General features: G+C 64.0%; 20 protein-coding genes. 6 read left to right on the top strand and 14 right to left on the bottom strand.

Annotation, left to right across the window (positions count from 1 at the left end):
* Positions 1-25: 25 nt before the first annotated feature.
* The 4 genes from ACEWFR_RS03630 to ACEWFR_RS03645 all read right to left on the bottom strand — a co-directional run bounded on the left by ACEWFR_RS03630 (position 26) and on the right by ACEWFR_RS03645 (position 6,244).
* Positions 26-3,745, bottom strand: a complete 3,720-nt coding sequence (locus ACEWFR_RS03630; protein WP_374059754.1) for an Hpt domain-containing protein — start codon at positions 3,743-3,745, stop codon at positions 26-28.
* Positions 3,738-4,955 carry a chemotaxis-specific protein-glutamate methyltransferase CheB gene (cheB, locus tag ACEWFR_RS03635; RefSeq protein ID WP_374059755.1) on the bottom strand — a complete coding sequence of 406 codons (1,218 nt, stop codon included), beginning with the start codon at positions 4,953-4,955 and terminating at the stop codon, positions 3,738-3,740. The genes ACEWFR_RS03630 and cheB overlap by 8 nt, the downstream gene beginning before the upstream one ends.
* A complete protein-coding gene (gene cheY, locus ACEWFR_RS03640; RefSeq protein WP_006181855.1) occupies positions 4,952-5,314 on the bottom strand; it encodes a chemotaxis protein CheY in 363 nt (120 codons plus the stop codon). Before cheY ends, cheB begins: the two co-directional genes overlap by 4 nt.
* Before the next feature lie 138 nt (positions 5,315-5,452).
* Positions 5,453-6,244 (bottom strand): chemotaxis protein CheW, encoded by a 792-nt coding sequence (locus ACEWFR_RS03645; RefSeq protein WP_374059756.1) that lies wholly within the window; start codon positions 6,242-6,244, stop codon positions 5,453-5,455.
* A gap of 140 nt (positions 6,245-6,384) precedes the next feature.
* On the opposite strand from ACEWFR_RS03645, the gene ACEWFR_RS03650 reads away from it, so the two are divergent.
* Positions 6,385-6,843: a chemotaxis protein CheW gene (locus tag ACEWFR_RS03650; RefSeq protein WP_374059757.1), complete on the top strand. Its 459-nt coding sequence runs from the start codon at positions 6,385-6,387 to the stop codon at positions 6,841-6,843.
* 59 nt (positions 6,844-6,902) lie between these two features.
* Here ACEWFR_RS03650 and ACEWFR_RS03655 read toward each other — a convergent pair whose 3' ends face one another.
* The 3 genes from ACEWFR_RS03655 to ACEWFR_RS03665 are packed head-to-tail and all read right to left on the bottom strand — an operon-like array spanning position 6,903 to position 8,903.
* Positions 6,903-7,679, bottom strand: coding sequence for a DUF5803 family protein (locus ACEWFR_RS03655; RefSeq protein ID WP_374059758.1), 777 nt, complete (start codon positions 7,677-7,679; stop codon positions 6,903-6,905).
* 1 nt (position 7,680) lies between these two features.
* Entirely contained in the window at positions 7,681-8,385 is a 705-nt protein-coding gene (locus ACEWFR_RS03660) for a DUF2110 family protein (RefSeq protein WP_374059759.1), read from the bottom strand.
* Positions 8,385-8,903, bottom strand: coding sequence for a transcription factor (locus ACEWFR_RS03665; protein WP_098723932.1), 519 nt, complete (start codon positions 8,901-8,903; stop codon positions 8,385-8,387). The genes ACEWFR_RS03660 and ACEWFR_RS03665 overlap by 1 nt, the downstream gene beginning before the upstream one ends.
* A 239-nt stretch (positions 8,904-9,142) precedes the next feature.
* On the opposite strand from ACEWFR_RS03665, the gene ACEWFR_RS03670 reads away from it, so the two are divergent.
* Positions 9,143-10,138 carry an MBL fold metallo-hydrolase gene (locus tag ACEWFR_RS03670; RefSeq protein WP_374059760.1) on the top strand — a complete coding sequence of 332 codons (996 nt, stop codon included), beginning with the start codon at positions 9,143-9,145 and terminating at the stop codon, positions 10,136-10,138.
* A 50-nt stretch (positions 10,139-10,188) separates the two neighbouring features.
* Here ACEWFR_RS03670 and ACEWFR_RS03675 read toward each other — a convergent pair whose 3' ends face one another.
* On the bottom strand, positions 10,189-11,766 hold the full coding sequence (locus ACEWFR_RS03675) for a class I adenylate-forming enzyme family protein (protein ID WP_374059761.1): 1,578 nt from the start codon (positions 11,764-11,766) through the stop codon (positions 10,189-10,191).
* A gap of 177 nt (positions 11,767-11,943) precedes the next feature.
* On the opposite strand from ACEWFR_RS03675, the gene ACEWFR_RS03680 reads away from it, so the two are divergent.
* Positions 11,944-12,588 carry a hypothetical protein gene (locus ACEWFR_RS03680; RefSeq protein ID WP_374059762.1) on the top strand — a complete coding sequence of 215 codons (645 nt, stop codon included), beginning with the start codon at positions 11,944-11,946 and terminating at the stop codon, positions 12,586-12,588.
* A gap of 80 nt (positions 12,589-12,668) precedes the next feature.
* Here ACEWFR_RS03680 and ACEWFR_RS03685 read toward each other — a convergent pair whose 3' ends face one another.
* Positions 12,669-13,490: an MBL fold metallo-hydrolase gene (locus ACEWFR_RS03685; protein ID WP_374059763.1), complete on the bottom strand. Its 822-nt coding sequence runs from the start codon at positions 13,488-13,490 to the stop codon at positions 12,669-12,671.
* A 218-nt stretch (positions 13,491-13,708) separates the two neighbouring features.
* Complete coding sequence (locus ACEWFR_RS03690) at positions 13,709-14,272, bottom strand: tRNA (cytidine(56)-2'-O)-methyltransferase (RefSeq protein WP_374059764.1); 564 nt, start codon at positions 14,270-14,272, stop codon at positions 13,709-13,711.
* 387 nt (positions 14,273-14,659) lie between these two features.
* Here ACEWFR_RS03690 and ACEWFR_RS03695 point away from each other — a divergent pair, with 387 nt between their 5' ends.
* The 3 genes from ACEWFR_RS03695 (at position 14,660) to ACEWFR_RS03705 (ending at position 15,923) form a co-directional block, all read left to right on the top strand.
* Positions 14,660-15,136, top strand: coding sequence for a cupin domain-containing protein (locus tag ACEWFR_RS03695; RefSeq protein WP_374059765.1), 477 nt, complete (start codon positions 14,660-14,662; stop codon positions 15,134-15,136).
* 53 nt (positions 15,137-15,189) lie between these two features.
* Complete coding sequence (locus ACEWFR_RS03700) at positions 15,190-15,555, top strand: cupin domain-containing protein (RefSeq protein WP_374059766.1); 366 nt, start codon at positions 15,190-15,192, stop codon at positions 15,553-15,555.
* Between the two features lie 140 nt (positions 15,556-15,695).
* Complete coding sequence (locus ACEWFR_RS03705) at positions 15,696-15,923, top strand: hypothetical protein (protein ID WP_374059767.1); 228 nt, start codon at positions 15,696-15,698, stop codon at positions 15,921-15,923.
* Positions 15,924-15,997: 74 nt separating this feature from the next.
* Here ACEWFR_RS03705 and ACEWFR_RS03710 read toward each other — a convergent pair whose 3' ends face one another.
* The 4 genes from ACEWFR_RS03710 to ACEWFR_RS03725 form a co-directional block, all read right to left on the bottom strand.
* The gene (locus ACEWFR_RS03710; protein ID WP_374059768.1) at positions 15,998-16,216 is read right to left on the bottom strand and encodes a hypothetical protein; all 219 of its coding nucleotides are present in this window, start codon (positions 16,214-16,216) and stop codon (positions 15,998-16,000) included.
* Between the two features lie 86 nt (positions 16,217-16,302).
* The gene (locus ACEWFR_RS03715; protein ID WP_374059769.1) at positions 16,303-16,764 is read right to left on the bottom strand and encodes a universal stress protein; all 462 of its coding nucleotides are present in this window, start codon (positions 16,762-16,764) and stop codon (positions 16,303-16,305) included.
* 2 nt (positions 16,765-16,766) lie between these two features.
* Positions 16,767-18,506, bottom strand: coding sequence for a cation acetate symporter (locus ACEWFR_RS03720; protein WP_374059770.1), 1,740 nt, complete (start codon positions 18,504-18,506; stop codon positions 16,767-16,769).
* The gene (locus ACEWFR_RS03725; protein WP_176548087.1) at positions 18,503-18,961 is read right to left on the bottom strand and encodes a DUF4212 domain-containing protein; all 459 of its coding nucleotides are present in this window, start codon (positions 18,959-18,961) and stop codon (positions 18,503-18,505) included. The genes ACEWFR_RS03720 and ACEWFR_RS03725 overlap by 4 nt, the downstream gene beginning before the upstream one ends.
* Positions 18,962-18,972: the final 11 nt, after the last annotated feature.

Genomic DNA, 18,972 nt, shown 5'->3' on the forward strand with positions numbered 1-18,972 from the left:
CGTAGGGTTGGGTGGTTGCGTTCGTTCATAGTGTCGTCACGTCAAGAATGTTGACTACCTCTCCCCGTCCCCGAACCGTTGCACCGCTTATTCCCGGCATGCCGCTCATGAAGCCCTCGAAGGGCTTGACGACGACCTCCTGTTGGCCGTGGACGTGGTCGCAGTGCAACGCGACATCGCGGACCTCGCCACGGATCCGGACGACCATCCCGTCGCCGTTCGCACCGGGGGTCGGCGTCTCGAGGACGTCGGCCAGCGAAATAACGGGATAGTCGCTGCCGTCCCCGGGGAGGACGGATTCGCCGTCCGCCATCTCGATCGCCCCGGCGGGCTCGATGTCCTGGACGGCTTTGGTCGGGACACCGAACTCTTCGCCGCCGCTTTCGACGAACAGGATCTCGTCGATGGCGACCGTTACCGGGAGCCGCATCGTGACGGTCGTTCCCTCGTCTTTCTCGCTGTCGATCGAAACCGTGCCGTCCAGATCTTCGACCGTCCGCTTGACGACGTCCATCCCGACGCCGCGACCGCTGACGTCGGTTACCTCGTCGACCGTTGAGAGGCCGGGATGGAAGATGAGATCGTAGGTCTCGTCGTCGGACATCGCCGCCGCCTCCTTCTCGTCGAGGACGTCGGCCGCGACGGCCTCCGAACGAAGCCGGTCAGGATCGAGTCCGGCACCGTCATCTTCGACCGTGATCGTCACGCGATCGCGCGCGCGATCGGCGTGCACCTCGACGGTCCCCTCGCTGGATTTCCCGGCTTCCTCTCGGTCTTCCGGCGGTTCGATCCCGTGGTCGACGGCGTTGCGGACCAGGTGGATCAGCGGATCGCCGATCCGATCGAGGATACTCCGGTCGAGTTCGACGTCCTCGCCGGTCATCTCGAATTCGACCGCCTTGTCCTGATCGCGGGCGATGTCGCGGACGACCCGCGGTAAGCGGTTCGTCACCGTCTCGAGGGGCACCAGACGGATGTCCATCACTGTCTCCTGCAGATCGGTCGTCAGGTCCGACAGCGCGTCGAGTTCCGTCTCGAGGGCGGCGTCGCCATTGTCGTCGGCCTCGGCCGCGTGCCGGAGTCTGACGCGACTCGTCACCAGTCCCTCGACGAGCGTGAGCAGCGAGTCGATCTGTTCGACATCGACCCTGACCGATTGGATTTCGTCGGTTTCAGCGTCGGCGTCGGGCCGATCGCTCGACTCGGGGATGTCGATCTCCGGACGCTCGAATTCGGGTTCGTCGATGATCCGGACGACCGATTCATCGTCCGCGTCGTCGTCCGAATCGGCCGCATCGTCGCCGAATGACGCCGCCGACAGATCGCTCGAGTCGTCGTTCTCCCCAGACGCGGCGGGCGAGTCCAAGTCGACCCCGCCGATGTCGAACTCGTCGGTTCCGGCGAACGCCTCGTCGTCGAGGTCGTCGGACAGATCGTCCCCGAACTCGCTTTCGAAGTCATCGTCCGCGTCGGAATCATCCGACTCGGTCGCGGAGTCATCGAACACATCGTCGTCGAACACATCGTCGTCGAACGTTCCCTCATCCTCGTCATCGAACGGGTCCGAGTCGTCCGTCGCCTCCTCGAGGTCGTCGCTGAAGGCCGCCGTCGGCTCGAACTCCGCTTCGACGTCAGCATCAGCACCGAAGGAACCGCCGGCTACGGTGTCATCGTCCGTAGCGGTGGCTTGCTCGACATCGTCTGGCGCGGACTCGAGGCCATCGTCGCTTTCGACACCGTCGTCGATTTCGATATCGTCGCCGATTTCGTCGGTCTCGAGGGTGAGATCGTCGCCTTCGACGGGAGCGTCGTCGGTCGACTCGGGTTCGGTTGCATCGGTGGCTGTCGGGGACTCGTCAGCGTCGCCGACCGGTTCGGCGTCAGCGGTATCGGCCGCGGCGATACCGTCGTCGGCTGCATCGTCGTCGACTCCGTTGGCGTCAGTCTCATCGGTATCGTCGCTTCCCGTGTCGTCCGCAACTGATTCGTCGGCGATTTGCTCGTCCGCAACGACATCATCGGGAGTCGAGTCAGCCGCGGCGACGTCCCCCACGGGGGCTTCGTCGGCCGTTGCGTCGTCCTCGGCCGAGGCTGTATCGATCGGATCGTCGCTGGAAACGTCGGATCTTGAGTCCGTCGGTTCGGACTCGTCGATCCGCTCAGGTGCGGATGCGGCCTCGATTTCGTCGTCCGGTCCGCTAGCCACATCAACATCCGTTTCGGCAGCAGCCACGTAATCATCCGTTTCGGCACCGGCTACGTCATCGTCATCGGCGATCACGTCCTCGTCCGGCTCGGTCGCCGGCTCGAGGCCGCTGTCGTCCGCCACAGAGTCTTCGTCCACGCCGACGGCCGCCGTCGTGTCGACACCGGATGTTTCGGTCTCGTCTTGGTCATCGGCCGCGTCCGCAGTGAGGGCCTCGTCCGACTCCGCATCGACCAGGATGTCGTCGACCGCGCTCTCGGACGGCTCCTCGCCGTCGAGAAACGCGTCGTCGTCGACATCCTCACCGAGGAGTTCGTCCATACCGACCTCGTCCTCGTCGTCGAACTCGTCGAACTCGAGTTCCGCGAGTTCGTCCTGCAACTCGTCGAAGCCGACCATTTCGACCTCGTCTTTGAGTTCGTCGAAGACCGCGCCGGCGTCGTCGACATCGTCGGCTTCGGCCGTCGAGTCCGCCTCAGCCGTATCGGGGCCGTCGTCGGTCGCCGTCTCCGAGTCGGGAGTCGCCGCGTCGTCGGCCTCGTCGAGGGGCGTTGCGGGCGGTTCTCCCGGCTCGTCGTCGAGATCATCCTCGTCCAACAGGTCGTCGAACGAGCCGGCCTCGCCCATGTTCTCGAAGACCTCGAGTTCGTCGTCACCGACGTCCTCGACCATCTCGTCTAAGTCGTCGAACTCGGTGAACTCGTCGAGCAGGTCGTCGACCTCGAGATCTTGGGCTTCCTCGGGCGAAATATCGTCGGCCTGTTCGGCCGCATCCGCGAGCTGATCCGCCGTCGGCGCCGCCTCGTCGGCTGTCTCGAACCGATCGGAGACATCGACGAGTTCGAAGTCCGCGACCTCTTCGACCGGCTCGAGACCGGAGGAGATCGCGCTTTCGCCGACCGCGGTGGCGAAGACGGCGTCGAAGTGGTCTACGTACGCCGCGGCCTCGATCGTCTCGCGTGGCGGATCGGTCCCAATCAGATCGAACGCGTCGATCAATGCGTCGACGACCAGTTCGCCGTTGTTGACGTCCTCCCGCTCGGCGATCGAAAGCCGTGCGAGATAGACGTCGTGACCGTCGTCGGCCGGCGGATCGAACCGCGAGCACACGTCATCGATCTCGTCCGCTGTGGGCGCGACGAGTCCGGCTGCCGCCTCGTTCTCGGCGTCCTCGAGGTGCGTTCGAAGCGCCTCGATCGTCGCCGACGGATCCGTCTCGATCTCGCCGGTCGCGGCGACTTCGTCGACCATCGTCTCGAGTTCGTCGACGCCGTCGAAGACGACATCCATCAGCTCCGGCGTCACGTCGATTTCGTCCCCGCGGACGGCGTCGAGCAGATCCTCGATCGCGTGGGCAAGGTCGCTGGCCGAATCCAGCCCCATCGCCCCGCAGTTCCCTTTGAGGGTGTGGGCGATTCGAAAGATGTTCTCCATCGCCTCCTCGTCGTTGGGATCCCGCTCGAGGGTGAGCAAGGCGTTGTTCAGTTCCGTAATTCGTTCTTCGCTCTCCTGAACGAAGTCTGTCAGATAATCAGTCATCGGTCTCACCGTCCGTCGTGAACGCGTCGACGATCGCGTCGGCGATGCCGTGGGCGGGTGCGACCGCGTCGACGCAGCCCGTTTCGATCGCCCGACACGGGATGCCAAAGACGGGGCTCGTTTCCTCGTCCTGAGCGATCGTTCGACCGCCCGCGGCCTTGACCGCCTCGATGCCGGCCGCGCCGTCGCGGCCCATTCCGGTCAGAACAACGCCACAGAGCGCGTCGGAGACCCGGTCGGCGGCGCTTTCCATCGTCACGTCGATCGCCGGCCGCACGCCGTGGACCCGCTCGCTGTCGTCGAGTCGCAGACGGAGGCGGCCGCCGATGTCGCTCGCAACCTCGAGGTGGGCGTTTCCCGGTGCGACCGCGGCCTCGCCGGCCGCGAGCCGATCGCGATCCGCGGCTTCGGTGACGTCGTACGCGCTCCGAGCGTCGAGTCGCTCGGCGAAGCGGGTCGTAAAGTCGGGGGGCATGTGCTGGACGACCAGCACCTTCGCCTCGAGATCCGCCGGCAGCCGTTCGAACAGCCGTTCGACGATCTTCGGGCCGCCGGTCGACGCGCCGAGGACGATCGTCGGCGCGTCCGCCCGGTCACCGTCGACGGCGATCGGTTCGGCCGCTTCGTCGGTGGCGGACGTAGTCCCGATATCCGGAGTGGCGTCGGGACCGGTCGTCCCGCTGTCGTGACGAAGCTGTGCGTCGGATCCGCCGCCCGCGACCGCGTTTCCAGTCACAGTGTTGTGTCCCGGGCCGCCAGCGCGTCCCGATCGGGTCGAGTGGGCCGCCGCGGTGGCACGAGCGAGCGCGACCGACGAGACGTTCGCCTCGGCGAAGTCGTGGACTTTCGCGACGACCTCGTCCGTGAGGTGGGCGATGTTGCGCGAGTCGGAGCCGTCGGGCTTGTGAAGGAAATCGACGGCACCGCGCTCGAGAGCGTCGAGCGTGGCCTCCGTACCGCGTTCAGTGTGAACGCTGAGCATGAGGATCATGGTCGGATTCGTCGCCATGATCCGCTCGACGGCGTCGATGCCGCCCATCTCGGGCATTTCGACGTCCATCGTGACGACGTCCGGATCGAAGGTCGAGGCGAGTTCCACACCGTCCGCACCGTTCGCCGCCGTTTCGACCTCGTAGCCGGCCTCGTCGAGCGCGTTGCCGATGACTGTCCGCATGAACTTCGAGTCGTCGACAACGAGTACTCGCGTCATGCCGCGACGACGTCTGAGAGGGCCTTTCTAACGCTGGGCTCTTCGAACGGTTTCGTCACGTAGCCGTCCGCACCAGCTTTCACGGCGAGTTTCATTTTCTCACGCTGTCCAACGCTCGTACACATGATGACGCGGGCGTCCGGATCGATTTTCTTGATCGCCGCGGTCGCCTTGATGCCGTTGCATTTCGGCATCACGATATCCATCATGACGATGTCGGGGTCGTGTTCTTTGTACAGTTTGACGGCTTCTGCTCCGTTGGACGCTTCTCCGAGAATGCGGTAATCTTGTTCCAAGATCTGCCGCAGTAGGTTCCGCATAAAATGAGAGTCGTCCACGATGAGCACCCCTGTCGACATTCAGTAGTACACCAAACGTCCGTAGAGATACAACTACCATAAATGCTGTCTCTCGATTATCAGTCATGATAAATGTCGAATCTGCCCCGGAGACCCCACTCAGAGCAGAGGATAGAAAACCGCCGGTTCGCAGCAGTCTTACCGGTTTCCCGACGCCAACAGCAGTCGGTCGATATCGACGAGCGCGGTCGCTTCGACGATGATCTCCTGTGTCGAATCGTCCCTCTTGCCCTCATCGATGTCGTCGCCGGTGTCCTCGTCCGATTCGATCTCGAATGCCTCCCCGATCGGTTCACCGACGCCGCTCGTGCGACGAGCCGACGACAGCGCCGCGGAATCGCCGCCACCGACTGTTGCTCCGGCCTCAGGTGTCTCGACACCGCTGTCGGCCGATCCGTCCGTTGTCACGTGTCCGACGCGCGGCTCCGGTTCCGGTTTTCGTTCCTGCGTCACGAGTGCGAGGACCAGGGGATGGTCGAGGGCCTCGCCCGACAGCTCACTGGCATCGACGGTGTCCGCGTCGATCACGTCGCTTTCGGGGACGGTCTCAACGCCGATCACCTCGTCGACGCGGATCGCGGCCGACTGTCGGTCGCTCGAGCGATCGAGCACGAGCAGTCGTTCACGGCCCGAGCGGGATTCGGAAACCGGGAAGTGAACCCGCGGATCGATGACGGCCGTGATCTCGCCTCTGAGGTCCATCAGCCCCTCGATCGCGGGTGGCGCGCGTGGGACGCGGGTCAACTCCGCCGGTGGTTCGGTGATCGTTCTGACCGCGTCGACCGGCAGCGCGAGTCGGTGCTCACCGACGCCGACGAAGACGAACTGGCGGAGTTCTTCTTGCTCGTCGTCCCCGCCGTCCGAATCGCGGGTGCGATCGGCATCGTCGATATCGATTCCGAGGAGCTTCTCGGAGAGGTCCGGGGCCATGGTCTCGTTCGTGTATCAGAGTCCATCACTAAAACGTTGACTCCATCACGTATGTTCAATATATTTATAGGTATCCGAACGCATGCACTCACGTCGCGCACCGGAAGGCTTATTTTCCGAACGAGAAGTCTTCAGACGAAATGGCATCGGCTTCGAATGACGAAACCAGCACCGACGACGAACGCGTGACCGTCCTCACGTTCGACCTCGAGGAGCGGCGATACTGCGTCAGGGCCGAGTCCGTAGCCTCCGTGCTGGGCGTCGCTGACGATGCGTCCCTCGCCGACGCCGCCGATCCGTGGAACGCGGGGACGATCACCGTCGCCGGTGAACGGGTCAGAGTGGTCGACCTCCCTCGCGTGTTCGGATCGACGTTTCAAACGGCGACCCGGGTCGACGAGCCGAAACTGCTCGTCTTCGCCGTCACCGACGAGACGGACCGCTACTATAGCTGGCTCGTCGACCACGTCGATGCGACCAGAACCGTCCGAACGGCCGCGCTCGAGTCGCCACACACGAACACGACCCACGTCAAAGGCCGACTCGAGATGGACGGCTCGGACGTCATCTGGCTCGACGAACGAACGATACACGGCTGAGCGGCCGCCGACCGGATAGAAGCGAACACTGAACGGCCGGAAAAGCGACGTCGAACTGACTACAGAAGCCCCGGCGGTCCGCCGTCGGAATCGTCGTCGACGTCGACACCGAACTCCTCTCGTTCCTCCCGGAGTCGCTTGACCTGTCGGTAGTAGTAGCCGATCCCGATGCCGCCGATGAGGACGACAGCCCCGATGAGACCGAGGAACAGCGGGATGTCACGCGCGAGGTAGTATCGAAGCGAGATCGTACTGTCCTCGTCGATCTCCTCCCAGTAGAGTCGCTCCCGATCGTCGGCGACCGTGCGCTCGTACTCGTTCGGCGAAACGTCGCCGAACAGGAAATTCGATGTCCGATGACCCTCGGGGACCAGCACCTCGTAGGAGCCCCCGATGTAGGCCGGCTGCTGGAACGTCTTGCGCCCGGCCTCGCCGGAGAACGCAAGCGTGCCGTCCCCGTCGGGAACCTGGACGGTAGTCATCGATCCGCCCTGTTCGATCTCGAGTTCCGAGCCCGTGAGTTCGGTGCCGTTGGGATACCAGTAGCGAACGCTGTGGACGTTCATCGGTTCGTCGCTAAAGAGAGTCGACTGGTACAGCTCCAGTTCGTCAGTCCCGTTGAGGTCGTAGACGGCCCGGAACTCGCCGCCGCCGAGCAGGTTTCCGTCCTCGAGCGCGATGGTGACCTCAGCGTCGGTTTCGGTCTCGCGCAGGTCGCCGTACTCCTGCTCGCGGTCGAGTTCCTCGTCCGAGATTCCGCCGAAGAACCCCGAGCAGCCGGCTCCCGTCGTCAGCAACACGACCGCGAGCGTCGCGAAAACGAGCCGTCGGTTCATGCTAGGGAACGACACAGCGGAGTTCGGCCGGGAGGTACTCGCCGACGCTCGCGAGGAGTCCCGGCGGGTCGGTGTTTTCGGTACAGATGACGCTCTGCTCGAGCAGCCCGAGTCGTTCGACGGTGACGTAGTCCTGCGCGTGGCCAGCGCGGTTGAGCGTGGCCCGAACCTCGGCTCGCGTCGCGCTGTTGACGTTGAGCCGGCCGTTACCGCGGGTCCACTCGTAGAGCCGATCCTGTTCGGCGTCGGCGAGCCGGGACGGAGTGACATCGGCGTCATCGTCGCTATCCGCATCGCCGCCGTACACGAACTGCAACGGCAGATGCTGAACGAGCCCGTACCGATCGCGGATCTGCGTCGCCGACCCCGGACCGAGCCCGAGTTCGTCGGTCGGGATTCGGACGCCGTCGCCCTGTCCCGCGTCGAGGACGAATCCGTCGTCGTCCCAGGACTCGAGCGTGCCGACGTACGTTTCGCCGGCCTCGAGATCGGGGACGATCTCGCCGAACGCTTCGCGGAGAACGTTTCTTGCGACAGTGGCGTCGTCACCCTCGATTGTCACCGACGGGAAGTCGTCGTGACGGATCCCGATTTCGAACTCGACGTCGAGTTCTCCGATTTCGTTATCGACCAGCGACCGCAGCGAATCCAGCGAGCGCTCGCGGGCGTCGCCCTCGACGTACAGCTTGGTTGCGAGTACGACCATTAGGCGTCCAGGTTAAGTTCGTCCTCGAGCGACGCGAGGCGGTCGTCCATCGCGTTGACCAGGCGGTCGTTATCCATCGATTCAAGCGGCGAGCCACACTCCGGACACTCGAAGCCGAAGTCCATCGCTTCGCCGAACTCGAACCGGATCGAACAGATCTCGCAGAGGTAGAACTCGTGGTTTCGCTCGTACTCTCGGCGGTCGTCGAGCGCCTCGTGGAGCCGGTACATCTCTTCCTCGAGATTCTCCGGAATGTTGTCGTACTCGAACGTCCAGAGGTAGGTCAGCCACCCCGAATCCTCGTCGCGCAGTCGCCGATACGTGGCGAGATCGTTTTCGTACAGAATGAACAGCGCGCGCCGCACGTCGTTCAACTCGAGGTCCAGTTCCTCTGCGAGCTCCTCGTCGGTCACTTCGCCGTCCGGCGGTGCCGCAGCGACGGGCATCCCCTTGGGACCGACCAGCTCGTGCAAATATTTCTGGATTACCGGATCCTCGAGCAGGTCCTCAAAAGCCATTACCTCCATGTAACGGCATGGAGCCATTAAAGCTTGTCAAGTGCCCTTCCCCCTCGAGTCGGGATCCGGAGGGGTAGTATCGCGCTGGGACGAGACTCCATTTCTCTCTCGGAGAGACCGTTCGATGAAACGCCCACTGAGCAGATCGAGGCAAATTCCGCCACGAACGCGATGAATCCGACCGTCGGCTGCGCGTTCGGACGCGACGTTTATGAAGCTGGATCGCACTTCTCGAGATAATGACTACCGACGCTGCTTGCAGCCCCGTTCGAGCCGACGACGCTCTCTCGCAGATCCATCGCCTCGAGTTCGACGTTCCCTGGCCACCGAAACACGTCGCCGCCTACCTCCTCGAGGGGCCGGAACCGATTCTGATCGACGCGGGCGCGCCGGACGACGTGGGCGAGGCGGAACTGCGCGAGGGACTCGAGGCCGTCGGCTTCGAGCCAGCCGATATCGACCACGTTCTCGTGACCCACGTTCACAGCGACCATATCGGGCAGCTACCGGCTCTCAGAGCGGCCGGCGCGACGGTTCACATCCCCCGAGCCGGGCTGTCCAGACTCGATCGCGATCTCGAGACCGCCCGCGAGGGCTTTCATGAGATGACGACGGCAGCGGGCTACGTGGGCGACGAGCGCACGGACGTCGTCGAGGAGGAACTCGAGGAACTGCACCGCGATCGGCGGCTGGTCGACCCCGAGACCGCCCGCGCCGTCGAGCCCGACGCGACGGTCGCGATCGGCGACCAGGAGTTCGAGACGTTCGAAACGCCGGGCCACGCGGTCGATCACCTGTGTTTCGAGACGACGATCGCGGGGACGACGGTCCTCTTTTCGGGCGACGCGCTCATCGAGCCGTTCCGCGCCGGGGCCTTTCAGGTCGGGCTCGATCGGGGTGCCGATGAGGCCATCGACGCCTACTACGAGGCGATGGATCGGCTGACCGAGACGACTGCCACTCACGTCTTCCCCGGCCACGGCCCGACCTTCGAGGATCCCCAGCGGACCGTCGGCACGACGCACGACCGACTCGACGCGCTCCTCGAGAAAACGCGAGCGGCGACCGCGGCGATCGAACCCGCCACGGCGCTCGAGATCGCCGAAGAGCGCGTCGGCGACGTTCGGCATATGGCTCCGGTACTCGACACGATCGGAGCGCTCGGTACGCTCGAAAATCGGGATCGGGTCTCGTCCGAGACGAGAGACGGCGTCCGGTACTACGAGACCACGTGAGTTAACAGCGAGCGCCCAGCGCCGCAGGCTCGACGCGGAGAACCAACGCGTTACTCCTCGCCGTCCTCGAGCTTGAACTTCTGAATCTTCCCGCTCGTCGTCCGCGGGAGTTCGTCGATGAACTCGATCTCGCGGGGGTGTTTGTAGCTGGCCACTTCCTCGAGACAGAACTCCGTGAGCTCCTCGGCGGTCACGTCGCTGCCGGGCTCGACGCCGGCGGCGGGGACGATGAACGCCTTTGGCACCTCGTTGCGTCGTTCGTCCGGGATCCCGACGACGGCCGCGTCCGCGACGGCCTCGTGCTCGAGGAGAAGGTTCTCGAGTTCGCTGGGGTAGACGTTGTAGCCGGCGGTGTTGATCATGTGCTTTTTCCGGTCGACGATCTCGTAGTAGTTGTTCCCGTCGCGGCGGGCGATGTCGCCGGTCCGGAAGTAGCCGTGCTCGGTGAAGGCCCGCTCGGTGGCCTCGGGAAGGTTGTGGTACCCCGTCATCACCTGCGGGCCGCGGACGACGAGTTCCCCTTCCTCGCCGGGCGCGACCTCGTCCCCGGCCTCGTCGACGATTTTGCAGTCGGTCATCCGCAGGGGCTGGCCGATCGTGCCGTGTTTCAGGCCGAACGTCGAGCCGCTCTGGGTGTGGGTCGCGCCGTGGGTCTCGGTGAGGCCGTACCCCTCCGAAATGTCGACGCCCGCGGTCTCCTCGAACCGCTCTTGGACCGCAGTCGAGAGCTTCGCGCCGCCCTCGGAGGCCGACTCGAGACTGCTGAGATCGTACTCGCCGAAGTCATCGGACTCGACCATGTCGGCATACATCGTTGTCACGCCGACGAAGTGGGTGATCCCCTCGTCTTCGATGAGTTGCATGCACTCCTGGGCGTCCCACTCGAGGGCGCTGCGGAAGTAGAGCCGGCCACCGCCGACCAGCGGCTGGAGCGCCGTGTGAGTGAAGCCGGTAATGTGGTAGAGGGGGAGCCACGTGAGGCTGCGGACGTCCTCGGGCTCGACGTCGACGTTCGAGGCGGTCAGGGGCCACATGAGCTGAGCCCGGGTGTTCTCGTGGGTGAGCTGGACGCCTTTCGGGTCGCCCGTCGTCCCGGACGTGTATGGCAACAGGGCCACGTCGTCGTCCGCACGATCGACCAGCGTCGGCTCGCCGCGCAGTTCCTCGAAGGCGCGGTCCGCGTCGTCCCGCGGCCAGTCCTCGCTCCGGATGGTGATGATTTCGGGCTCCATCTCGGCGTCCTCGATCGCTTGATCGACGACCTCCCGTAGCGCCGGATGGGTCACGATCGCGCTCGCGTCCGTGTCCTCCAGCTGGTAGGCCACTTCGCGGCGCTTGTACTGTGGATTGACCGGCGAGATCTCGACGCCGGCCTTGAACGCGCCGATCGAGGCGACGAGGTACTGCGGACAGTTCGGCAAGAAGAGCAGCATTCGGTCGCCGGGCTCGAGACCGATATCGTGGAGTCCGCCGGCGAGTTCGGCGGTCCAGTCGCGGACCTCCTCGTGAGTCCAGCGCCGGCCGTGGTGTTCCATCGCCTGTGCATCCCCGTGTTGTGCGGCGGTCTGGTCGAACAGTTTTGCGACGTTGCCCGCTCGCGCGGACTGATCGACCGCTTCCAGATCCATGACTTGTGATACCGAAGCCCGCGCTTAAAATCGTATCCATCTTACAGCCCGGGTGCGGAACTAATCGGCCACCCGTCTCGGCTACACGTCCGGGTTCGCGAGCCGGCCGTTCACTCGAACAGATCACCCCCCTTTCGAGCGATACACTTAGTACCGATCCTGTTTTATCCCCAATATATGGTCCCCGAATTCGCCACCTGGATTCACGACCAAATCGGGCTCTCCGATATCGTCTCTGCCGTCGGTATCGCCGCCGTTCTCTCGTTTCTCGAGGTCGATCTGAACGTCATCGGGACGCTCCTCGGGATCGCAATCGGCGCGCCGCTTCTCGAGGGTGCGTTCGACAGATACGATGTCGATCCGGCGCTCGCCTGGCTCGGTCTCGGGCTGTTCACCGTCGCTGTTGGAGGGATCCAACTACGGGAAGGCGGCTACTGGTTCGGCGGGTCGCTGCTCGCCATCGGCTGCTGGATCTGTCTCGACAGCCTGTATGCGCGGCGGACCGACGGCTCGAGCGGCACCGACGAGGAACTAACGGACAACCAGTACCACCTCGCCGCCCTCCACAGCGGCTGGCTCCTCGAGGAACTCCACGAGGCCGACCGCCCGCTCACGAAAACGGAGCTCTGTGATCGAACCGGGCTGCTAGAGGATGACTTCGAACGCCTTCTCGAGATCCACGGCGAGTCCGGAGCGCTCGAGCGGGTCGACAACGGATACGTGATTGACGAGAGCGAGAGGGGGATTGGTGGGCTCGCTCGAATGGTGGGTCGGCGACTGCTCCGGCCGATTCGGTTGATTCGGCCAGCGGTTACTCGGTGATCGGGCGGCGAAGGAGGGTCCGAACGAACTGATGCGACGATCGGGGTCGCCGACCGTTCGCCGTGACCGAATGTCGACGGTCAGGGAAGTTCGATCGAACTGCCGACGCCGACGGATCGGAACGCTTCGGGGAGCCGGTCCGCGAGGATCCGCTGTGCCTGAAATCCGGTGCAATGGGTGCCGGCGAAGAGCTCGAGCTTGCCCGCGAGCCAGTCGGCGATCTCGCGGACCTCGTCGTCGTCCAGCGCGACGAGATGCGTCCCGCCGATGACGTAGCGCACGTCGTCACCGGTCACGGCTTCGGCGTACTCGATCGAATTGCGTAATCCGGCGTGACAACAGCCGAGGACGAGCGCCGTCCCGTCGCCCGTTCGGATCGCGATCGCTTGATCATCGTCGACCGTATCAGCCACGAATTCTCCGCCTTCCCGTCGTTTGCCCGTTGTCGTCTCGCGGTGTTCTCGCGGAATTTCTCCCAGCGCGAACACGTCGTCGGCGACTTCGACCGGATCCCGACGTTCGACGAGCGTGGCCCCGCTCTCGACTTCGGTTCGCGAAAACGGGATTCCGAGATGGATCGGATCCGAGAATTCGCCGCCGCCGGGAGGGCCGGTCGAGTATCGATCGGTCCACAGCTCCGGATGGCAGTAGACCGTCGGTTTCTCCATCGGATCGAGGAACTGATCGAGGCCGGCGGTATGGTCGAAGTGGGTGTGGCTCAGGACGATCTGGTCGAACGTCGTCGGAACGTCCAAGAGCCTGGCGTTGTGGACGACGCTCGCCGATTGGCCGGTATCGAACAGGACATCGCCGACGGCTGCCGCGAAGCCCCACTCACCGCGCAACCCCTTTGGAATCGGCTTCGCGACCGTATTGTCCGCGAGAATCGTTATCTCGACCACGGTCCTCGCCCCGTTCGGTACCGATTTCGGTTCCCGTCGCGATGCGTTCGTTCGACCTGCCGGTCGAGAGGCGAATGGCCGTCCCGCGGATCGAGGCAACACATATTACGGGACTACGCCGGGATGATTTAACACGATTTTCCTTTAGACATCCGCACTCGAGCGAGCGACGAGTTCGGAATCCAAACCTCAATCGCGGGTTCCGTTTGTGACGGACACTACGGCTCCGAATCGGCGTCCGGCTCCGACGACTCGACGCGCTTGCCCGTCTCCATCGGGATCACGCGCCGGTCGGCGTTTTGCCAGTCCCGCTCGAGTTCCCGGCCCTCGAAGAGCCGGTCGAGAAAGACAGCCAGTCCGGCCACTTCGGAGTGGGGCTGGTTGGTGACGCCGACGTTCCAGTCGGCTTCCTCGTAGACGTCGAAGGGGACCTTCTCGGAGCCGACGACGAGCAAGAGCGGCTCTCCCTCGGAACGGTGGGCCGTCCGAATACCGGCTTCCACGTCCTGAACGCGCTCGCCGTACATCGTGAGGTGAACGACCCGTCCCTCCCAGTTCCGGATGATCCGAAGGGGCGAATCGGTCAGTTCGGCCGCGAAGGGGCCGCCGAACCGATCGGTGATGTCCGCGACCGTCTCGAGCGACTGGCCGGCGTTGTCGGGAAAGATGACGCGGTCGGCCCCCAGCGCCCGCGCGGTCAGGCCGACGTGGGTCGTCATCCGCTCGTCTCGGCCGGGGCGGTGGCCGAGCCGAAGGACGGCGACCTCGCTATCGTCGTGCATACCGCTATCCACTCTCGGCGGCGGTTAGGGGGTTTCGTTTTCAGCGTGCCGATTCCGATGGTGTTCGGTGTACGGTGCCACTCAGTAGAGGCGAAGGCGTTACCACAGCAGCATCCGCGAGCGTAGCGAGCGGTTCACCGCCGAAACGGGCAAATCCCGTGGAGGCGGCCTTTTTAGCGTAGATTTTTGCGCCAGCGCGGGACCTCCGGTCCCGCGGGCCATGCGAACGGGCGCTACGCACCCGTGAGCAGACGAGAGGTGAGCGAGCACCGCGAGCGAACCCGAGGCGGAAAAAGGTACTTCTGCACGTGTACTGAACAGCGACCCAGCCCAAGCCGCTCGAGGCCGACACGAAGTTATACGTAATTGACGTGAGTGATAGATGGTATGGAAACGATCAACGAGTCGACCGTCGACTGGAAGGAGTACGATCGAGAGCAAACAGCGTTCCGGCGGAAGGAACTCTCCACCGCCGTCGACGCCTCGGACCTCGGCTGCAGCCTCTATGAACTCCCGCCCGGGATGCGCTCGTGGCCCTACCACTACCACACGGCCAACGAGGAAGCGATCTACGTGCTAGCGGGCGACGGCAAACTCAAAACGGAAGACGGCCTCGAGCCCCTGACGGCCGGCGACTACGTCACCTTTCCCGCCGACGAGCGCGGCGGCCATCGGGTCGTCAACGACGGCGACGAACCACTCCGATATCTGGCGATGTCGACGATGAACGAGCCGGATATCACGGTCTACCCAGAGATGAAGAAATTCGGCGTCTTCGTCGGTTCGCCGCCAGGTGGTCGCGACGACCGGTCGCTCGAGGGCTACTACCGCATCGATGACGAGACGGAGTACTGGGACAAGTAGCGATTCTGAAACGCGAAGGTAGAATTAACTGCTCTTCGGTATATTCTACTGATATGCGATCGGTACACAAATCTGATGCGCCGGCACTGAGCCGAGACGACGGACTCGTGTCCCACATTCTGCACTCCCAGCGGGACGCGTCGGAGACGGACCTGACGATCACCTGGGTCGACGTCGAGCCAGGTGCACGGCAAGTTCGCCACGAACACGATCCAGAACAGGTCTACGTCATCATTTCCGGCGAGGGCGTGATGTCCGTCGGCGACGACGAGCGCGCGGTCGAGGCCGGCGATCTGGTCCACATTCCGGCGAACACCGAACACGGCCTCGAGAACACCGGCGACCGAACGCTCGAGTACGTCTCCGCTGCGACGCCGGCGTTCCCAGACGCCGAAGTCGACGAATTCTACGAGGGGTGAATTCACCGTCGGCGACCACTCATCGACTGAGCGCAACCGGTGAACGAGGGGAGAACGAGTACTCGACACACTGGGGCGCTCGAGGAGAGCGGGAGTGCGGGAATGCATGGATATTAGTTAGCACGCACCCAACGAACCGTATGAGCAACGAGCCGAACGACGAGCGGTGGTCGACGTTCACGGAGGGATTCGTCGTTCCGATCGCCGGACTGTTGGCGCTGCTGTTCGCTGTCATGGCCGGAATGACCGTTCAGCCCGCCCTGTCAGGATCCGCGTCAGATCTGCTAACACCGATCATTTTCGCCGGTGTCGCCCTCCTCTGTTTCCGCCTCCGCCAGCGAGCGGTCGCGGCTCGAGAGGACGACTGAGACGGTCTGCTGTCAGTCCGTCTGAGACGCGATCGAACGGGGAGTCCGTGCCGAAGCGGGACCACCGCCCGTCCTCACTGTTGGTTCGCCTGCTCGAGCGAGAAGAAGAAGCCGAAGTAGGCGACGATGCCGGCGAGCATGAACATGTAGAACACCCACCTGGGCGCATCGACGAAGACGAAATCGAAGAGGAAGCTCACTATCGCGACCCAGACGACGGCGAATAGCAGATCGTAGACCATACCGGTTCCGTTTTCCTCGACGTGTTCGCGCAAGCGATCAACGACGCTCATTGCGGCGATCCTCCTGTCCGTGGGCAGTGGTGTCGTGGCATGTCGAAAGAATGGAGTCGGTCGTCCGTCAGTCTTGTGCGTCCGAGTCAGTCCTCGTCGTCGTAGTCGACGACCAGCACGGGGACGGTCGTCGAGCGGAGCACGCGCTCGGTGACGCTCCCGAGCAGCGCCCGGCGGACGCCGGAGCGACCGTGACTGCCGATCACGATGAGGTCGATGTCGTTGTCCTCGGCGTAGTCGGCGATCATCCGATGGGGCTGGCCGCCGGCGTGACGCTCGTGGCCAGTCAGGCCGGCCGCCTCGGCGGCGTCCGTAACGTAGCCGGTCGCCGCCTCGGCGTCTTCGCGCAGCTCGGTCATCCCCTGGAACTGACCCTGTCGGATCCGGTCGACCTGTTCGGTCCCTAACCCGTACGCGATTGCGTCCGTGTCGGCGACGAACAGCGAGTGGACTTCCGCGTCGTATTTCGTGGCGATATCAATCGCCTGGTCGACCGCTGCCTCAGCGACGTTGCTCCCATCGGTGGGAACGAGTATTCGTTCGTACATGGTCAGTCATCCGCAGGTGCGTTTCCGTCTCGGTTCTTCTCGGCGACGATGTCCGCCGCGGTCTTGTCCCTCGGCATCGGGTCCGGACTGTGACACTGCCGGACCATCTGTTTGGTCTCGAGGGGCGGTTCACTGGTCACGAGCGAGACGATGATCGTGACCGCGAACACGATGGGCGTGCCGACGAGCGCCGAGCCGATGGCGGGCATCCACGTCGAGATGACGTCGATGGCGAGTCCACCGTCGATGAGGCCGAAGTTCCCCTCGTTCAACATGGGGATGAACCAGACGATGATGCCGGTCGTCATCCCGCTGAGCGCACCCGGCCGGTTCGTGTTCTCCCACCAGAGACCGAGGAAGAACATTGGGAACAACACGATAGCCGCGAGCGAGAACGCGAACCCGACGAGCGCCGCGATCGGCTGCTGTGGGTTCAGTGCGAAGATGATCGTGAGCAGACCGATCAGGATGATGCTCAGGCGACCGACGAGCACCTGCTGGCGCTGGGTCGCGTCTTCGTTGATGATGTTCGCGTAGATGTCGTGGGAGATCGCCGATGAGGCGGCGATGAACAGGCCGGCGGTCGTCGCCACGGCCGCGGCGATGCCGCCCGCTGCGACGAAGCCGACGAACCACGACGGCAGGCCCGCGAGCTGTGCGGCCAACACGACGAGAACGTCACCGGCCGCGCTGGTCATGCCGGGGTCGCCGTAGACGGCACCGACCTCTTCGCCGTACAGCGCGGTTCCGACAGCGGCGAAGGCGGGCGCGCTGAGGTACAACAGCGAGATGAAGAACAGCCCCCAGGTGCACGACCAGCGGGCGACTCGCTCGTTCTTGACCGTGTAGAACCTGACCAGCACGTGGGGCAGTCCACAGGTCCCGAAGACCAGGCTGAAACAGGTTGCGACCCACAGGTAGTAGCTGCCGCCCGCGAACGGGGCGGAGAACTCGCTCCCGAGGGTATCTATCATCGTTCCGTACTCGAGTTGCGGAAGTACCGTCGTGAAGCCGCCGGACCAGCCGGTCACGACCAGTCCGAGCAGGAACGCCACGATGAGGATGATGTACTGCAGGACCATGTTCTTAGTCGCGCCGAGCATCCCCGACAGCGAGAGGTAGGCGACGGTGATGACCATGAAGATCACCATCATCGTCTGGTAGGCGGACAGCGCGCCGCCGGTGATCGCCGACCAGTCGCCGAGGATGTACAGTCCGACGAGCCCCATCCCGCGAGCCTGACCGAGCGCGTAGACGAAGCCGATCAGGAACGTGGTGAGCGCCGCGAGGGCGCGCGCGGCGTCGGAATTGAAGCGGTCGCCGACGAAGTCCGGCGCGGTGTACTTCCCGAACCGCCGCATCTGGGCGGCCATAAAGATTAGCAGGATGAAGTAGCCCGTCGTCCAGCCGATGACGTACGCCAGGCCGTAGACCCCTGAAATCGCGACGGTCGCGGCCACGCCGAGGTACGTCGCAGCCGACATCCAGTTGGCCCCGATGGCCATCCCGTTCTCGATGTTCCCGATCGACCGACCGGCGACCCACATGTCGTCCGTGTCAGCAACCTGGAACATGAAGCCGGCGACGATGAACAGCCCCATCATCCCGATGACGATGATCGCCGGGAGAAGCTTGAACGAGACGTTCAGGTCCTCCGGAAGCAGTGCTTCGCTCGACTGCAACGGTATCGTCTCCATCGCTCCGATCGCGAGGTCCGCCAGCATCGGTGCGCCGTCGATCATTCGTCGATACCTCCGTCAGTCGCGGCCGCGTCGTCCGGGACGGAGTCGGTGTCGGTCGTCTCCGGTTCGGCAACGCCCTGTTCGATCCCGTACTTCTCGTCGATTTGATCCCGCTTTCGCGCGTACCACACCGAGAGGACAAGCGCGGCACCCGGCCCGACGATCGCGAGCAGGAAGTAGTGAAGCGGGAATCCGATGAGCGGCATCGTCTGCGTCATCAGATCGGGTGCGAGACGCGTCGCCGTGATCGGTGCGAACGTCGTCAAAACCCAGATGCCAAAGCCGATCCAGATGATCTTCAGGTGATCCCGCATGAACGGGGTCGCCGGCTTCAACAGGTTGATCTCGACGTCCATGTAGTCGATCTGTCGTTCGCGCTCGACGTCGCTCATCCCACCGTCGGTCGCTATCTGGTGGGTATCGTCGTTCATATCGTGTCTGTTTTTGTCTGACATGGTTTCGTGTA

The organism is Natrinema sp. H-ect4 (assembly GCF_041894845.1).
Lineage (GTDB): Archaea > Halobacteriota > Halobacteria > Halobacteriales > Natrialbaceae > Natrinema.

Coding starts and splice junctions, on each gene's coding strand:
- ACEWFR_RS03670 (WP_374059760.1), top strand. CDS start 9,143: ATGACTACCGACGCTGCTTGCAGCCCCGTTCGAGCCGACGACGCTCTC.
- ACEWFR_RS03660 (WP_374059759.1), bottom strand. CDS start 8,385: ATGGTCGTACTCGCAACCAAGCTGTACGTCGAGGGCGACGCCCGCGAG.
- cheB (WP_374059755.1), bottom strand. CDS start 4,955: ATGACGCGAGTACTCGTTGTCGACGACTCGAAGTTCATGCGGACAGTC.
- ACEWFR_RS03690 (WP_374059764.1), bottom strand. CDS start 14,272: ATGCACGACGATAGCGAGGTCGCCGTCCTTCGGCTCGGCCACCGCCCC.
- ACEWFR_RS03680 (WP_374059762.1), top strand. CDS start 11,944: ATGGTCCCCGAATTCGCCACCTGGATTCACGACCAAATCGGGCTCTCC.
- ACEWFR_RS03700 (WP_374059766.1), top strand. CDS start 15,190: ATGCGATCGGTACACAAATCTGATGCGCCGGCACTGAGCCGAGACGAC.
- ACEWFR_RS03665 (WP_098723932.1), bottom strand. CDS start 8,903: ATGGCTTTTGAGGACCTGCTCGAGGATCCGGTAATCCAGAAATATTTG.
- ACEWFR_RS03675 (WP_374059761.1), bottom strand. CDS start 11,766: ATGGATCTGGAAGCGGTCGATCAGTCCGCGCGAGCGGGCAACGTCGCA.
- ACEWFR_RS03725 (WP_176548087.1), bottom strand. CDS start 18,961: ATGTCAGACAAAAACAGACACGATATGAACGACGATACCCACCAGATA.
- ACEWFR_RS03715 (WP_374059769.1), bottom strand. CDS start 16,764: ATGTACGAACGAATACTCGTTCCCACCGATGGGAGCAACGTCGCTGAG.
- ACEWFR_RS03710 (WP_374059768.1), bottom strand. CDS start 16,216: ATGAGCGTCGTTGATCGCTTGCGCGAACACGTCGAGGAAAACGGAACC.
- ACEWFR_RS03720 (WP_374059770.1), bottom strand. CDS start 18,506: ATGATCGACGGCGCACCGATGCTGGCGGACCTCGCGATCGGAGCGATG.
- ACEWFR_RS03630 (WP_374059754.1), bottom strand. CDS start 3,745: ATGACTGATTATCTGACAGACTTCGTTCAGGAGAGCGAAGAACGAATT.
- ACEWFR_RS03650 (WP_374059757.1), top strand. CDS start 6,385: ATGGCATCGGCTTCGAATGACGAAACCAGCACCGACGACGAACGCGTG.
- cheY (WP_006181855.1), bottom strand. CDS start 5,314: ATGTCGACAGGGGTGCTCATCGTGGACGACTCTCATTTTATGCGGAAC.
- ACEWFR_RS03645 (WP_374059756.1), bottom strand. CDS start 6,244: ATGGCCCCGGACCTCTCCGAGAAGCTCCTCGGAATCGATATCGACGAT.
- ACEWFR_RS03655 (WP_374059758.1), bottom strand. CDS start 7,679: ATGAACCGACGGCTCGTTTTCGCGACGCTCGCGGTCGTGTTGCTGACG.
- ACEWFR_RS03705 (WP_374059767.1), top strand. CDS start 15,696: ATGAGCAACGAGCCGAACGACGAGCGGTGGTCGACGTTCACGGAGGGA.
- ACEWFR_RS03695 (WP_374059765.1), top strand. CDS start 14,660: ATGGAAACGATCAACGAGTCGACCGTCGACTGGAAGGAGTACGATCGA.